Source organism: Candidatus Thiosymbion oneisti (assembly GCF_900092655.1).
GTDB lineage: Bacteria > Pseudomonadota > Gammaproteobacteria > Chromatiales > Chromatiaceae > Thiosymbion > Thiosymbion oneisti.
In genome coordinates this window covers 1-15498 of sequence record NZ_FLUY01001597.1, presented here as the reverse complement: position 1 = coordinate 15498, position 15498 = coordinate 1, and the positions used below count along the sequence as shown (strand labels likewise).

The following is a 15498-nucleotide window of genomic DNA, read 5'->3' as shown; positions in this document are numbered from 1 at the left end:
ACGCTCATTGCAAAGTTCCAATCGGACAGGATTCACAGGATTTTCAGGATTAACAAGATTCTTTATTTTTGTAGGGAGACCCAGTGGACCGCTGGAGCGGTCAAGACTGCATTCCCACGCTGGAGCGTGGGAACGAGCAAGGGCGGAAAAGCGTGGTGCATCCCGCCGCGGCGCTGGGAACGCCGGCATCCTGCCGGCCAGGATTTGCCGGCAAGAGGTTGTTCTTCTGGCTCCCAGGCTCCAGCGTGGGAGCAAAGCCTGACGCTCCGGCGTCTCTTAAGCCAACTCCATGTAGCGCAGGCGTCCCGCCGGCCGGAACGCGGGCGTCTCGCCCACGGATGCAGGCGAGACGCCTGCGCTGCGCGCTTGTCATTCTTGGTTTTTGCGATGACCCAGTTCAATTGAGAACGCCCCCTAACCGCCGGGCATGACCTCCGAGGGGGACCCAGTGGACCGCTGGAGCGGTCAAGACTGCATTCCCACGCTGGAGCGTGGGAACGAGCAATAGGCGGGCCGGTCGCGGTGCAGCGGCGGATTGTCCCGGCTTCCGGCAGGCTTTGGCAAGCCTCGGCAGGCCTTCCCGCATCTCCGACGGGCTTTTCCGAATCCTCGGCAGGTGTTACCGAACCTCCGGTTGGTGTTACCGGACCCGCGGCAGGCCCTCCCGAATCGCCAATAGTTTTCTTATACTTTCGTCGGGTTTTTCTAAACCCTCAGCAAGCCTTCCCGAGCCTTTAGCGGTTTTCCCGCGCCTCCGACGGGCCTTCCCGAGCCCGCGGCAGGTATTACCGAACCTCCGGCTGGCGTTACCGGACCCGCGGCAGGCCCTCCCGAATCGCCGATAGTTTTCTTGCGCTTTTGGCGGGTTTTTCTAAACCCTCGGCAAGCCTTCCCGAGCCTTTAGCGGTTTTCCCACATCTCCGACGGGTTTTCCCGAACCCGCGGCAGGTGTTTCCGAACCTCCGGCGGGCGTTACCGGACCCGCGGTAGGCCCTCCCGAATCGCCGATAGTTTTCTTGTGCTTTCGGCGGGTTTCTCTAAACCCTCGGCAAGCCTTCTCGCGCCCGCAGCGGGCCTACGCGGGTGCATCCTTCTTGATTTTGAACCACAGAGGACACCGAGAAGGCAGAGAATTGGCCTGTGCCCTTCTCGGTGTCCTCTAAGGTCCGGTCATTCCACGGAGGTTTCTTAAGCCCCGGCTACTCGTCGGGACGCACCCAGCGAAACTTGACCACCAGGGATCAGGGGTGTCGCATTCCCCAGGCACCGCGGCGACGGCGCTTTGTTTTAATCCAAAGCGGCGGCGGGTCTGTGCCATGCCGACAGGATTTTGGTAACAGCGAGCACCCTAAGGTTCCGGTTACGACCGAGGTAGCCGACTGCCGCCGCACTCCAAATGAGTGAGCCGTCTGTGCCGGGTTTCGTTCCTCAACCCAGCCTACCCATCGATCCAACAGGCATCCACAAAGAGCCTGTGATAGGCCGGGTCCGAGGATTTGACTAGTGCTTCAAGTTCCTCCACCCGGCTCGCATCGCCGTAGGCCAGATCCCGCAGCAGATGGGCGACGCGGAGGGCCGGGTGATCGAGCGGGCGGCTCTGTTCGACCAGCTTCGGGAACAGGGTTTCCTCCGGGGTCTCGTAGCCACCATAGAGCCACAGCCAGCTGTCGAGCAGCAGCAGGCAGGCAGCATTCTCGCACTGGGCCGGTGAGGGTTCGCCGGCGGCAATGGCCGCTTCGGTCGCCTGCCAGAATGCCGGATCCACCAGAGTGATGGCGTGCCCGATCCGGGGTAGATGACGCCGGGCGAGCAGCATCTTCCAGTGGGCCTTGGGCTCTAAGCGCAGCAGATCGCAGAAGGGATTGAGCAGCAGCGACCGGCGCTCGGTATCGCCGATCAGCTCTTGGCAGAATGCCCTTGCGGCTTCAGATAATCGATTACCCTCAGAGACCACCTCCCGCGCCCGATCCACAGCCCGATCCACAGCCCAATCCAGATCCAGATCCAGATCCAGATCCAGAGCCCGAGCCAGAGCCCGAGCCCGAGCCTGCATCTGAACCAGATTCAGGGCCATATCTAGAGCTTCATCCCCCCTATCTACCTCCGGAATCCGAAGCACATCCACATCCAGACCTAGAGCCAGAGCCAGAGCCAGAGCCAGAGCCATATCTAGAACCCGAGCCCGCTCCCGAGTCCGATTCAGGGCCCGCAGCAAAATTGTTTCGAGCCTTGTGGGGTCTCGATCGGTTGTCTCGAAGGCGGCATCCTTGTCCCTCAACCCAATCCCCAGCAGGAGCGAGTGACGAACATAGTCGGAAAATGGCCAACCAAGGTGGAAGGCACCCAGCAGATCCCTAATGCCTGGAAAACAGTCCTCGTTCCGCGGCACAAGCATGGCGCCAAACAGGACGGCGTAGAAATTGGACGCTGGTGACAAGAGTGCCATCACCATTCGCTCGGCATCGAAGGACCGGGAGACCGGCGTGGGAAGCACCTGGGCAGGAGAGGGGGCCAAGACATGCCGGAAGAGCCCCGACCCGGTCTCGGATTCCCAGGTGATCTGGCCCAAATCGGCGATTTCCTGCCGGGTCCAGCCCAGATTGGCGAGCCACAGGGCAATCGCCGGGGAAAGCCCGATGCGCTTCGCCAGTTGCTGCAATAGCTCCTTATTGGCCGGGGCGCGCTCCAACCAGGCCGATATCTGCTGCGTCAGCTCGCCGAGATCGGTTTCGTCGCGCGTGGTCGTGACTGCATGGAGCCATTCTGCCAGGATCTCTTCTTCCAGCTCTTCGGCCGCATCCACCCCGTCCAGGAGGCAGCCGCCGAGCAGCAGGGCGCGGCGGGTCGCATCTTCATCCCTGTCGTCCGTGCGGATCTGTTCCAGCAGGAAATGCTGGGACTCGGCCCGCTCCAGGGAGCCGATCAAGAGGCGCAGCACCTCATGCCAGCGGCTCTGGGTGATGATCCCCTGCACCGCCTGCCAGATCACGGGCATGCCGCCGGCCTCGCCGCTCTTGCGCAGGAAGGTGGCGGTGAGATATTCCTGAAAGGTGAGGTGGACGAAGCTGTACTGGCGGTCGCCGGCCTCGATCAGGAGCCCCGCCCGCTCGCGCACGAAATACAGGAAGGTCGCGGCCAGCTGCCGCGGATCTTCGTAGCGGGGCCGCTCGAATTCGGCAACATAGTCGGTGAGAAACCCCAGCAGGTCCTGGTAGGGGACCACCGCCCGCTGGCCCTTTTCCTGGTCCCCCATGGCCCCGTGCATCCAGTGGGCGATGGCCTCCATGCGCGCCCGGTTGCGGCGTTCCACCTTGTTGCGGCTCTTCTGGTGCTCCAGCTTGAACTTCCAGGCGTGCCAGGTGTTGAGCAGGGTCTCGGTGCACTTCTGGTAGAGCACCACCCGTTCGTCGGGCAAGACGGCATCGATGCGATGGACCAGGCAGATGATGGTGAGCAGCAGGGGGTTTTCCGCCAGATCGCGGATGGCCCGCGAGTCCTGGTCATGCAGGATGCGGATCAGGTCGTTGGCGTGGTGGGCCCGTTCCTGCTGGTTGTCGATGCGGGCCCGGTACCAGTTGTGGACGAACGCTTCGATGTCCGGCCGGGTCAGGCGCGCTACCTGGTGGTGGGAGAAGCCGAGGCCCTCGTAGCGGATCGCCTTTTCATAGCCTACGATGCGGGAGGTTACCAGGGTGGTGTTGCCGGGGTAGCGCCGCAGCAGGGCTCGGATCTTGTCCCGCACGATACGCTTGAACTCCGGGTCCGGCAGCTCGTCGATGCCGTCGAACAGAAGGATGGCCTCTCCCAGCTCCAAATAATAATCGAGGAATTCCCGGTCGAATTCTTCCACGCCGAGATAGCCTTGGGCGGTCTCGATGAGGTAGTCGCCGAGCTCGAGCTCGGGGCGCTCCTTGAGCTCATCCGCGAATTGACGCAGCACGACGAACAGGGGGAGACGGCCGTCGCCGGTCTGGCCGAAGCGCGCCATCAGTGGGGGATGGAAGCCGGCCAGGGCCAGGAAGCGCAACAGGGTGGATTTGCCGCACCCCGGATCGCCCAGGATCACATGGCGATTGCCGGCGGCGAGCAGGGTCAATGGATCGGTACGGACGGCATCGTCCGCCGGGGCGGTGCCTTCGGGCACCACCCGCAGGGGGATATAGATCCGGTCCATGTCGACGCCACCGGACGCCTCTTCCTTGTAGACCGACATGCCGATGAACCGGATCTTGCCGTAGAGCTTGAGGAACTCCCGGTTATAGTCGGCACGGACGCTGTCGATACGCCGGCAGCGTTCCTGGCCCTTATCGATGCGTTCGGGGAAATACCGGAGCGCCAAGGCCGGGATCTGCTGGATCAGGCGTTCGAACGCTTGGCGATCCACCCATTGGATCGGTGTCGATTCCTCAATCTTAAAGTCAGAGATGATTCGTTGCAGGGCATCCTGGAATGAGGACCGCTCCGATTGCTCTCCTTTAACTGAAGGCGAGATCGCAATCACGCGCTCAATGGCCGTCTTGCGCTTCCCCTTGGGCCTTCTGAGCTGTTTGGCCAGCTCGAAGGACGGGGTTGCAACCAGGGCCAGGGTGGTGCCGGCCAGCCAAGCTCCGCTACCGATTTCGATCAGTTCGGCAGCGGGTTGTTGCAGGAGCGAGCTACGCAGGACCAGGGAAACGAGGCGCTCGAATTCGGTCCCGTTTTCCTGCACCACGGTTTCGAGGGTGCGCGGTGGCGGCATCTTGTCTGATCCTGGGCCGGCCGGTGGGATGGAAGCCAGGGGACCAGAATATGCCATGCCTCTGCCGGGAACAACTGTCACGGACACTGAGCCGCGAACCGGATCGGCTCTCGTGCGCCGGCCCGGATTACCCGGTCCATCCCGAAGTGATTGCCGATGCGCTCTCCCAGGCCGCCCGGCACTGGGACGGGAGTCGCCGGGGCGGGAGTAAAGCGGCGGAGGATTTGCAGCAGGCAATCGCCTGGATCGAGGAGATGCCGGTCCTGCACGACCGCATTGCCTTGCTGCGGAAGAAGCTGAATTCCCTCGCGCCCGAGCATCCGAAGCTCGAGCATCCGCTTAGGCCCGTGCTGGCAGGCCATATCCGGCGCTGGCTGGATGGACTTCCCGCTGCCGACAGGGCCTATTACCCGTAGGATGGGCTGTGCCCACCGACTCGTCCGGTTCCGATGAGGCCGCAGGACAATTTGAGCCCCAAAGACCTATATTGAGTATAGGAAAATATAGCCCGCGTCGGGCGGATTGCCCAAATGAGGTTTCGGTAGTGGCAAATTCAATAAGTGTTAAAGGTTCATCTTTTTGATCCCCTCTCCCCAACCCTCTCCCGGTGGGAGAGGGGGCATAGCGGCCAGTGCTGTTGGTCATGTTCCAACTTAGATATTAACCACTACCACTCAGGGATTTCCCCAGGGTCACGACCAGGGCGTGCCGAGCTTGGGCAAGATTCCGGCAGGGCGCGCGGGCGGCCATATTCAGCTGGAGGCCGAGGGCGAGTACAGATTTCTGCCGGGCTTCAGCGGCACCCCGGTGTGGAGTCAGGATGCCCGCGGTAGCGAACCCCTATCACCCTTCCCATCGTAATCAGTTGGCAGCATTTGTTAACCTTGTTTCTTCGGTTACAGATACAAGCTGCTTGTAGGAATTGAGAGATTTCCACTTACCAACAGAATCTGTGGATATCTCTGTGAATAATCCCTGTGCAGGGTGCCGAACACGGCGAGAAATCAAGCTATTAGAGGGATTGGCGCTTTTTTATCAGCCCCCTGATTTTCATTCTTAATCAAAGACTTAAATGATTTTCTAATAGACCGATCTAGGCCGAGCCGGGGTTTCATGCAATCGTCCTGATGTCAAGGCCCGGATGTGTATAAGTTCAATCCGGTCGCATCCCGCCGGCGGTGGATCCGCAACGGCGTTAGCCCTCTCGAACCACGGATCGATACGGATCAACACGGATTGGTTTCCATCCGTGTCGATCCGTGTTCATCCGTGGTTCTCTATTCCGGTTGTTAATGGAATCTCCTGTAGGGAACGGCCGACCTGCCATTCCGCAGAGTCGTTCCGCAGGCGGTTCAGAACGCCGGGTCGGGCGTTCCCTACGAGAATTGAGGCACAGCCCACCCTACCGGCGACTCAAACCGACCCGCCAGGGCCGTGTCTGCGGGCAAGGTTTATACAGGCTCGCTCGGTTGCGATTTATCCGGGGGTTGCACTCAACCCGAAAAGCAGTCAGGATTGGCGTCTCCGAGCGGTCGTCCAGAGGGAAGATGGCGCTTACCGGAATGGCCGTCCCATCCATCTAAAGGGCGATTGTCTGATGGCAATCGCCCCAGGTAGCTGAAGTCGTACCGCATGACCCCCGAAGATCTCAAGCCAGTCCGCGATCACATCGCCGCGCGTATCATCGGCCAACAGCGCTTCGTCGACAGCATGCTCATCTGCCTGCTCAGCGACGGTCATCTCCTGGTGGAGGGCATGCCGGGCCTGGCTAAGACCACGGCGATCAAGGCCATGGCGGAGGCGGTGGAAGGGGATTTTCACCGCATCCAGTTCACCCCGGATCTGCTGCCGTCGGATCTGATCGGCACCGACATCTACCGGCATGAAAAGGGTGAGTTCGAGTTCCGTCCCGGCCCCCTGTTTCACAATGTGCTGCTCGCTGATGAGGTCAACCGGGCCCCGGCTAAGGTGCAATCGGCCCTGCTGGAGTCCATGGCCGAGCATCAGATCACCGTGGGCCAGCGCACCTATCCCTTGCCTAAGCTGTTCATAGTGTTGGCGACCCAGAACCCGGTGGAGCAGGAAGGGACCTACCACCTGCCGGAGGCCCAGCTCGACCGCTTCCTGATGGAGGCGGTGGTGGACTATCCCACCCGGGAAGAGGAGCTCAAGATCCTGGAGCTCGACCTCCAGCAGCAGCGGACCAGCTATACAGCACCGTCCAAGCCCCTGTCCCAGACCGAGCTGTTCGCGATGCGTCGGGACGTGGCCAATCTGTATCTGGATCCTAAGCTCAACAACTACATCGTCGATCTGATCCAGGCCACGCGCAATCCCAAGGTCTATGACCCGGATCTTGGCCGTTGGTGTCGGTTCGGGGCCTCGCCCCGCGCCAGTATCGCCCTGGCCCGTTGTGCCCGGGCGCGGGCCTGGATGGATGGCGACCAGTTCGTCGCCCCGCACCACATTCAGGCCGTCGCCCCGGAGATCCTGCGCCACCGGTTGCTCCTGACCTTCGAGGCGGAGGCCGAAGGCATCACCACCGACGAGTTCATCAATCGGTTGCTCAATCTGGTCGCGATTCCCTGAGGGACAAGCCTCCCACTCGATGAGTCTCTATCCCCGCCTCGACGACCTGCTGGAGCTCCGCCACCAAGCCCATACCCTGGGCTTGCCCTCGCACCACCTGGTCAGCTCCACCTTCGCCGGACTCTACGCCTCGGTGTTCCGGGGCGCCGGCGTCAACTTCGAGGAGGTGCGCCAGTACCGCGAGGGCGACGATATCCGCTACATGGACTGGAAGGTCACGGCCCGCACCAACGAGCCCCATCTCAAGGTCTTCCGCGAGGAGCGCGAGCGCTCCGTGGTCTTGTGTGTGGACCGGGGTCCCCACATGGGCTTCGGCACCCGTGGTACCTTCAAATCGGTGCAGGCGGCCCGCGCCGCCGCGCTCATCGGGTGGGCGGCAAGCCGCCTCAACGACCGGGTGGGTGGCATGGTCTTCGGTGACGTGGAGGCGGGGTTACAGCACTTCAGGCCCGCCCGCGGCCGCCGCGCCCTGTGGCGACTCCTGCGCACCCTCACCGAACCGGCGATGGCCGGCGATGCCCCCATCGACTACCTGGGCGGCGCCCTGCGGCGGGCTACCCGCGGCCTGCCGACCGGATCCCTGGTATTCGTCATCGCCGATCTCAACCGAGAGGCCATCGACCTGGAGCGGGTCCTGGGCACCCTGATTCAACGCAACGCGGTGGCCCTGATCCCGGTGGACGACCCGGCGGATTGGGAGATCCCGGCCATGGGCGTGACCACCTTCACCGGCACCGACGGCCAGCTGATGGAGATCGACACCGATGACCCTCAGGCGCGGCTGATCTATCGCGAGACCTGGGAAGAGCGGCGGAAGATGCTCCAAGCCATGGCCTACCGGCTCAATATCATCCTCCTGCCGGTCCGCACCGACCAGGAGATCCACCTTACCCTCATCCATGACCTGGAGCACCGGGCACGGTCGCGGGCGGTCTGAATGTTCCCGGGTGTAGAGCAGCTGCGCGATATCCACGGCATCCAGGGCGTGCCCTGGTGGCCGCCTGGACTCGGCTGGTGGCTCCTGACGGCGGCGGTGCTGGCGCTGGCCTTTCTGATCTGGCGCTTTCGCGCCAAGCTCCGCGTGACGATACCGCCCGTTCCCTTCTTCACCGTCGGCAGTTGGCGCTGGGACGCGGCCCGGCGACTACGGGACCTGCGCCAGCGCGCCGGCACCCAGGACAGCAAACAGACCGCGGGCGAGCTCTCCGAGCTGCTGCGGCGGATCGCTATGGCCCGCTTGGGGCGTGATGCCTGCGCGGGACTCACGGGCCAAGACTGGCTGGCCTGGCTCCAAGGCAATGACCCCAGCGGTTTCGACTGGTCCCGACGGGGACAGGCGTTGCTGGAGGTCCCCTACGCCCCGCCTGCGGACCCCAAGCGTTCCCAAGAGCTGCTCATGCTCATCGATGCCGCCTACGATTGGGTCGAGGTAGAGGAGCGGAAAAAAGAGGCGCGGAGAAAACCGGATGTTTGAGTTCCACTGGCCCTGGGTCGGTCTTCTCCTGCCGCTCCCCTTGCTACTGCCCTTCCTGTGGCCGGATCGTCGCGCCGCTCAGGATGAGGAATTGGAAGGACAACGGACCACCCTGCTGCATCCCCACCTGCAGGAGCTTAGATCCGCCTTCCAGGTCCGTCGACCAGGGCGCCGGCTGGCCGGCTGGCTGCACAAGGCCCTGCTGTATCTGCTGTGGGCCGGCCTGGTCCTGGCCCTCATGCGTCCCCAATGGCTCGAGCCTCACACCCAAGTCAGCACCCCGGGCTATGACCTGATGCTGGCGGTAGACGCCTCCCACTCGATGGATGCCCTGGACTTCACCGTCGAGGGTCGGCAGGTGAGCCGGATGCAGGTGGTCAAAGGGGTCATGGGCCGCTTCGTGGATGCCCGTAAAGGGGACCGCATCGGGCTCATCGTCTTCGGCAGCCAGGCCTTCGTGCTCTCGCCCTTGAGCGTGGACCGGCTGGCCGTGCGCCAGCTGTTGGACGGCGTGGTGCCCAGCATTGCGGGTCAAGGCACCGCCCTGGGGGATGCCATCGCCCTGGGCGTGAAGAAGCTGCGTGAGCGCCCCGAAGGCTCCCGGGTCATGATCCTGATCGCCGACGGCGACAACTCCGCCGGGGGCTTCGCGCCGCTCGAGTCGTCCGTGCTGGCCCGCGCGGCGGGGGTGCGCATCTATGTCATCGGCGTCGGCAGCAAGCAGGAACGCATCCCCATCGTGGAAGAGGGGGTCATCAAGTACCGGGACGACCTGACCATGGACGAGGACACCCTGCAACGCATCGCCAATATCGGCGGTGGGGCCTATTTCCGCGCCACCGATACCCGGGCCCTGGAAGAAATCTCCACCCGGATCAGTCAGCTCGAAAAGACCGAGGCGGAGGCCCGTACCGCCTTCCTGCCCACGCCCCTGTACCGCATCCCCTTGGCCCTGGCCTTGCTGGCCCTGCTGGGGCTCGGCCTGTTCCCGGAGGGGCGCAAGCGCTTCGTCACGAGGGTAGCCAGTGCCTGAGACCGGCTTTCACTTCGAGCAACCCGGCTGGTTCTGGGCCCTGCTGGCCCTGATCCCGGTCGCCGTCTGGCTATGGCGCAGCTCCGCCAAGGCCGCGCGCGGACCCATCCACCGCTATGCCGATCCGCACCTGCTGCCCCACCTGACCGGTACCCGGGCGCTCAAGGCAACCGAACGCTGGGGCCGTTTCCTCCGCTGGTCTGGCCTGTGGGCGCTGCTGATCGTCGCCATGGCCGGGCCCAGATGGGACTACGAAGACATCCGCCTCTTCCATCCCGGCAATAACCTCTTGATCCTCCTGGACATCTCCCGCTCCATGCAGGTAGACGACGTGGCCCCCAGCCGCCTCGGCCGCGCCCGCCAGGAGATCCAGGACCTGATCCTGCAGAATCGCCAGGTACGCCTCGGGCTGATCGCCTTCGCCTCGGTGCCCCATGTGCTCTCCCCCATCACCGAGGATACCTACACCATCCTCAATTCCCTCCCGGCCCTGTCCACGGACCTCGCCCGGCTCCAGGGCAGTCGCCTGCACCAGGCCCTGGACCGCGCCGAGAACCTGCTCGGCAGCCTGCCGGAGGACAGTGCCCGCTCCATCCTACTCATCTCCGACGGTGACTTGGACGAACCAGGGCTGACCGCACGGATCGAAAAGCTGGCGGGGCAGGGCATCCGTTTTCATGTGCTCGGCATCGGTACCGAGGAAGGCGCACGGGTCCCGGCGCAGCAGGGTGGGTGGATCCTCGACCGCACCGGCCAGCCCGTCCTCTCCGCCCTCAACAAAACCCTGCTCGAGGAGCTAGCCGAGGTCGGTCAGGGAATCTACCAGGTAGCGGACTATCGGGACGACGACACGCAAGAGATCCTAGAGGCAGCGGCGATCACCCGTCTGCCCCCGGAGGCGAGTGACGAGCGCACCCGCATCTGGAACGAGCGCTTCTACCTGCCACTGCTGCTCCTGGCCGCCCTGCTGCTGCCCAACTTCCGCGGGCGGCGTAGGATGCGGTGAGTGAAACGAATCGCATAATGATGCGGCAAGGAACAAACCCCAACGAAAGAAAACTACGAATCACGCGAATCCACGCGGATCGATTCGTGCTGATTCGCGCGATGTTCTTCGGCTACTAGTATATACCGTTGCCATGACTACGAAAGAACTCATCAAATCAGAGATTGATAATGTTAATGATAGATATTTGGATGAACTTTACAGTGTCATAAAAAACTTTGTCGAAGCTAAGACTGTTCCCAAAGAAGGCAGTTTCATGTCAAGATTAAAGTACATCAAAATCGATGCTCCTGAAGATTTCTCCGTGAATATCGATCTTTATGTAAGCGGAGAAAAGCGAATTGAATAGAATATTTGTTGATACATTATTTGTCATTGCGTTGGTAAACCAACGCGATCAGTATCACCAGCGTGCTTTGGAATTAGCAGATGAGTATGAAGGTCATCTATTATTGACTACTGATGCCGTACTGCTTGAAATTGGTAATGCGTTGGCACGAAACTTTAAAAAACAGTCGGTTGAAGTTATTGAAGAATTTTACGTTTCTGAGGAAATGGAAATTATACATCTGAGTCCGCAACTACTGAAGCAGGCATTCGAACATTACAAAATTTACCAAGACAAAGAATGGGGTTTGGTTGATTGCGTTTCCTTTGTAGTAATGCGGCAGACAGGTATTGATAGAGCGTTGACATTCGATCACCATTTTGTTCAAGCTGGTTTCAAGGCTTTAATGCGCGAGGATTCATGAGCCTGACAAAGGAAGAGGAAGGGACATCCACTACCCCAAGCTGTTTGACACCTCTCTTAGCCCGAGCCAAGCTCCTTCCCGACACTAAAATCACAGAGAACCTACTGTGACCACTCCCCGTCCGGGAGAGGATTCTTGAGCATGTACCAGTATCGCGTTTGCGCGCACCTGGTCGAGCAGGCGGGGCTTGGTCTGCGTTCCGGCGGAGGGGATATTTCCCATGTCAATACCTGACGGGTTTGTCCTATATACTGGCAATATATACAGACACTTGCGAATAGGCAAGCAGATTAGACCTCACTTTCGACGTATTTTCTTACGTCGCTTTTGAAGTCTACTTGTAGTTAGCCTTCCAATTAATGAATCATTCATTATAGAGTAACTCATTATGCAAAAAGTATTTGAATTATCTAAAAATTTCATTCCACTGCTACTTCAATACCCAAAATGGGTTCAAGTTTTCTTTTTTGCAGTTGTTTTTCAAATTTTGTTTCTCGCCTTTGTTCTAGTTATTTACTATTTTTTATCTCTAAAATCATTCCAAAAGCAGCGTACTACTATAGTCACTCAACCTCAAAATGTGAAAGAAGGTTTGCCAAAGTCAGAAAAGCGGAATCAGGTGCCAAAGGCAGATAAACAGAAAACTGATTTAGGGATAGATAAGGAGCTAAAAATTGATGAAAAATACTTAGAAAGTAATGACCCTCGTATAGCGTTAACACTATCAAATCTTGCCGCAATGTATGAGGCTCAAGGGCGATATAAGGATGCAGAAGAAATACTTTTAAAAGTGCTAAAAATTCAAGAACGTGCTTTTGGAAAAAAACACCCAAATTACGCAACAACCCTAAATAATATATCATCTCTTTATACCAGATCTGGGAAATATGAAGAAGCAGAAAAAGTCCAATTAGAAGCCTTAAATATCGTCGAAGCATCATACGGAAAAATGCATCCCGCAACAGCAACATTTTTAAACAACTTAGCATTCATTTACCTTAAATTAGCAAGATACAATGAGGCCGCTCCACTTATCGAAAGAGCAATTACTATTCGCACATCGACCCTTGGACCGGATCATCCAGAATTGATTTCGCCATTGGAAAATTTATTGGAAATATTCCAAAAAGCTGGTGATCAACGTAAAGTGAATGAGTTATCAAATAAAATCCAACAGCTTAAAAAGAAATTTAAGCATTAATCTGAATATAGAGATATGGCTAACAAAGGCATCCGGCGGACCCAAACCGCCCTTGAATCTAAATTAAAAAGACACCCACTTTGTTTGGCGTCTCTCCCACCCTTAAGCTAAGCTCTTTCCCAACACTAAATCACAGGGAATCTGCCATGACCGCTCCCCGCTCAGCGCTCGTTTCCCTCGAAGACACCCCTTGGTATTACTGTGTATGCCGCTGCGTGCACCGTGCCTTCTTGTGTGGTGAGGACCCGTTCTCGGGGTGAGGTAAAAGGACCGTAGGGCGGGAAAGCGCAGCGCATCCCGCCTTTCGCATCCCTCCAGAATCAAAGGCGGGATGCGGCCGTCCCTGGCCTGTCCCGCCCTACGCGGGCTATACCCCGACCGAAACGGCTTCCTGATTAATCCTCTTTATGGGTCGGAGGTGAATTTTTGTGGATCAGGAGGCAAATTGGACTTGCATCGGAACAGAGTATCTACGGGCTGCCCGGATTCATCGTCGAATCAGTCGATTCGAATCGGTGCTTTCAATTCTGCTTTTGCCGGCATTGTCCGAGGTCATCGGCGGCCCGAATAGCATCGACGACCATGTCGGGCGTCACCTCGAAAGGCTCGTTGTGGATCGTTTCACCCTCGGCTGTGGCCCGGTTGGCGATTCGCTCCAGCAGGTCCTTGGGAAGCTGGGTTAGCCCAACCTCTGCCAGGGTGGTGGGCAGGCCCACCTCGGTAGCAAAAGTCAACACCTGGTTCAGGACAGATTGAGGTTGCCCTTCGAGAACCAGTTGCACGAGCAAGCCGAAGGCGACTCTCTCCCCATGAAAATAGTCGAGCGTCGCGGGGGCTGTAGTCAAGCCGTTATGTACCGCATGAGCTGCTGCCAGACCCGACGACTCGAAACCCAGACCCGAAAGGAGGGTATTCGCTTCCACGAGTCGTTCCAGGGCCGGAGTGACTACCTGGTTCCGGACGGCACGCAATGCCTCGGCTCCATCGGCCAGCAAGGTCTCGTAGCACAGGTTGGCCAGGGTCAAGGCACTACGGGTCGAAGCGCCGCCTCGCATGTTGGGGACGTGGCCGGCAACACAGGTGTTGGCCTCGAACCAGGTGGCCAGGGCATCACCCATTCCGGCCACTAGTAACCGGGGCGGTCCCTGGGCAATGACCTGAGTATCGACCAGTACCAGGTCGGGGTTTTTACGGTAGAACCGATATTCCTGAAAAGTGCCTTCTTCCGTGTAGATCACCGACAAGGCACTGCACGGGGCATCGCTGGAGGCCACAGTAGGGCAGTTGACGACCGGTAACGCTAGGTCGTCGGCCACTGCCCTGGCCGTGTCCAGTACCTTGCCGCCGCCAGCGCCGATGATCACCTGCGCCTTGTGTTGCCGAGCCATGGTTTTGGCTCGCTCAATCTCGGCCAGGGAACATTCCCCGCCGAAAGGAAAGACCATATGCTCGATTTTGGCATCGGCCAACGTCGTCTTCCAGGTGTCCGTCAACAGACGAATGGCAGATTTCCCGGCCACGATCAGGGCCGGACCTTCCAAGCCGAGACCGGCCATTTCTTGGCCGAGGACGCCAGTGGCGTTCTTGCCTTGGGTGTAACGGCTCGGGGAGCAAAAGACCGACAGCATGGCGTTTCTCCAATGGGTTGCGCGATGCCACGATTATCGCCGACAAGTTATGGGGGATGCGGTTCGCTGCGCTCACCACCTCTACGTGGGCTCGGCAGAGTCCATCATTCAATCCCGCTTCTGACTTCGCAACAAACAAAATGGATGTCCTTTTCTTGATTAAATGGATGTCCTTTTCTTGTTATTCCGTCTTCCGATTGAGATAGTGGAGGAGAGTACGGACGCCGTTGATAACCAGCATAGCTTCGGGTTCGTCCAAAACCGCGTCATTGGGATGAGCAAGCGTTGCTCGGTTTCTTAGTGGGTTCAAAGAGTCGACGATCGTAGCCATAGCCCCCACAACGCGGTCAATATCTTCTTTCCTTGGCCCCGTACCTGCAAAACTCGGATGCCCAAGTCGAATCGCCTTGAACAGCTGAGTCACTCCAGCGTCTTTGGGGACAGTAAGAGAGTGGTCGGTACAAACCACGCGGAGATAGCCATGGAATGCGGTGTGGATGCGGTCAACGCCGCTTGTCGCCCCACGGCTGTGGATGAGTTGCTCACAGTCAACTAGGGTGCGTTCAACGGTGTCCGATGTTACCGCGAGTGAGGGTGTTGCTACGGATTCTGTTTCAGCCTTCGTATCGAGATCAACAGCGACAAAACGGATGTATGGTCCTACTTCCGAAATGGTCTCGGCGATCGTCCGATACTCCTTCTTCGTGCCGGCGTCCTCCTGGTGTGCTGCTAGCTCTACGTAGAGATCCAGCGGGGCACTAAGGTAGAGCACAGAGAACTCGTCGCCAAAGAAGTTCGAGCCGTCGTGGACTTCGAAAGGGTAGGTTTCGAGGATTTCCGCTGCTCGATCAGCGTTCCTTACGCGAAGGAGTTTGCAGACGCTTCTGCGTAACCCAACCCATTCATCATCCGGCGTTGATTGCCCAACCAGTTCGATTTCGCTGGAGCCGCTTCCTTGGTACAGCCGAATCATGAGATTCCTCGTGAGCCTAACGGGGAGCTAACCAGCAACATCCATTGCCCCCATGGACGGGGGCAATGGATGTTTGTCTGCGTTCAGCGTCTTGATAGGCGGCG

The 15498-nt window shown here is 59.2% G+C and carries 12 protein-coding genes; 9 read left to right on the top strand and 3 right to left on the bottom strand.

The genetic code is table 11. The features are described 5' to 3' along the window. Window positions 1-1438 precede the first annotated feature (1438 nt). Window positions 1439-4738: an NACHT domain-containing protein gene (locus tag BQ17_RS22060; RefSeq protein ID WP_176722476.1), complete on the bottom strand. Its 3300-nt coding sequence runs from the start codon at window positions 4736-4738 to the stop codon at window positions 1439-1441. Between the two features lie 50 nt (window positions 4739-4788). Here BQ17_RS22060 and BQ17_RS16190 point away from each other — a divergent pair, with 50 nt between their 5' ends. The 9 genes from BQ17_RS16190 (at window position 4789) to BQ17_RS16150 (ending at window position 12793) form a co-directional block, all read left to right on the top strand. After that, on the top strand, window positions 4789-5154 hold the full coding sequence (locus BQ17_RS16190) for a hypothetical protein (RefSeq protein ID WP_141699331.1): 366 nt from the start codon (window positions 4789-4791) through the stop codon (window positions 5152-5154). A gap of 1216 nt (window positions 5155-6370) precedes the next feature. Continuing rightward, a complete protein-coding gene (locus BQ17_RS16185) occupies window positions 6371-7327 on the top strand; it encodes an AAA family ATPase (RefSeq protein ID WP_089728806.1) in 957 nt (318 codons plus the stop codon). A gap of 19 nt (window positions 7328-7346) precedes the next feature. Further along, on the top strand, window positions 7347-8264 hold the full coding sequence (locus tag BQ17_RS16180) for a DUF58 domain-containing protein (protein ID WP_089728805.1): 918 nt from the start codon (window positions 7347-7349) through the stop codon (window positions 8262-8264). Then, complete coding sequence (locus tag BQ17_RS16175) at window positions 8265-8801, top strand: DUF4381 domain-containing protein (RefSeq protein WP_089728802.1); 537 nt, start codon at window positions 8265-8267, stop codon at window positions 8799-8801. Continuing rightward, entirely contained in the window at window positions 8794-9834 is a 1041-nt protein-coding gene (locus BQ17_RS16170) for a VWA domain-containing protein (RefSeq protein ID WP_089728800.1), read from the top strand. Before BQ17_RS16175 ends, BQ17_RS16170 begins: the two co-directional genes overlap by 8 nt. Next, a complete protein-coding gene (locus BQ17_RS16165) occupies window positions 9827-10840 on the top strand; it encodes a vWA domain-containing protein (RefSeq protein ID WP_089728797.1) in 1014 nt (337 codons plus the stop codon). The genes BQ17_RS16170 and BQ17_RS16165 overlap by 8 nt, the downstream gene beginning before the upstream one ends. Window positions 10841-10973: 133 nt before the next feature. Next, entirely contained in the window at window positions 10974-11189 is a 216-nt protein-coding gene (locus BQ17_RS16160; RefSeq protein WP_089728795.1) for a hypothetical protein, read from the top strand. Next, entirely contained in the window at window positions 11182-11592 is a 411-nt protein-coding gene (locus tag BQ17_RS16155; protein ID WP_089728793.1) for a type II toxin-antitoxin system VapC family toxin, read from the top strand. Before BQ17_RS16160 ends, BQ17_RS16155 begins: the two co-directional genes overlap by 8 nt. 388 nt (window positions 11593-11980) lie before the next feature. Further along, window positions 11981-12793 (top strand): tetratricopeptide repeat protein, encoded by an 813-nt coding sequence (locus tag BQ17_RS16150; RefSeq protein ID WP_089728791.1) that lies wholly within the window; start codon window positions 11981-11983, stop codon window positions 12791-12793. Between the two features lie 521 nt (window positions 12794-13314). Here BQ17_RS16150 and BQ17_RS16140 read toward each other — a convergent pair. Continuing rightward, window positions 13315-14421 carry a glycerol dehydrogenase gene (locus BQ17_RS16140; protein ID WP_089728790.1) on the bottom strand — a complete coding sequence of 369 codons (1107 nt, stop codon included), beginning with the start codon at window positions 14419-14421 and terminating at the stop codon, window positions 13315-13317. 181 nt (window positions 14422-14602) lie between these two features. Then, complete coding sequence (locus BQ17_RS16135; protein ID WP_089728787.1) at window positions 14603-15394, bottom strand: abortive infection family protein; 792 nt, start codon at window positions 15392-15394, stop codon at window positions 14603-14605. Window positions 15395-15498 lie beyond the last annotated feature (104 nt).

Excerpts from the sequence above, each read along its gene's own strand:
- BQ17_RS16185 (WP_089728806.1), top strand. The coding sequence starts at position 6,371 with ATGACCCCCGAAGATCTCAAGCCAGTCCGCGATCACATCGCCGCGCGT.
- BQ17_RS16175 (WP_089728802.1), top strand. The coding sequence starts at position 8,265 with ATGTTCCCGGGTGTAGAGCAGCTGCGCGATATCCACGGCATCCAGGGC.
- BQ17_RS16140 (WP_089728790.1), bottom strand. The coding sequence starts at position 14,421 with ATGCTGTCGGTCTTTTGCTCCCCGAGCCGTTACACCCAAGGCAAGAAC.
- BQ17_RS16190 (WP_141699331.1), top strand. The coding sequence starts at position 4,789 with ATGCCATGCCTCTGCCGGGAACAACTGTCACGGACACTGAGCCGCGAA.
- BQ17_RS16160 (WP_089728795.1), top strand. The coding sequence starts at position 10,974 with ATGACTACGAAAGAACTCATCAAATCAGAGATTGATAATGTTAATGAT.
- BQ17_RS22060 (WP_176722476.1), bottom strand. The coding sequence starts at position 4,738 with ATGCCGCCACCGCGCACCCTCGAAACCGTGGTGCAGGAAAACGGGACC.
- BQ17_RS16180 (WP_089728805.1), top strand. The coding sequence starts at position 7,347 with ATGAGTCTCTATCCCCGCCTCGACGACCTGCTGGAGCTCCGCCACCAA.
- BQ17_RS16170 (WP_089728800.1), top strand. The coding sequence starts at position 8,794 with ATGTTTGAGTTCCACTGGCCCTGGGTCGGTCTTCTCCTGCCGCTCCCC.
- BQ17_RS16150 (WP_089728791.1), top strand. The coding sequence starts at position 11,981 with ATGCAAAAAGTATTTGAATTATCTAAAAATTTCATTCCACTGCTACTT.
- BQ17_RS16135 (WP_089728787.1), bottom strand. The coding sequence starts at position 15,394 with ATGATTCGGCTGTACCAAGGAAGCGGCTCCAGCGAAATCGAACTGGTT.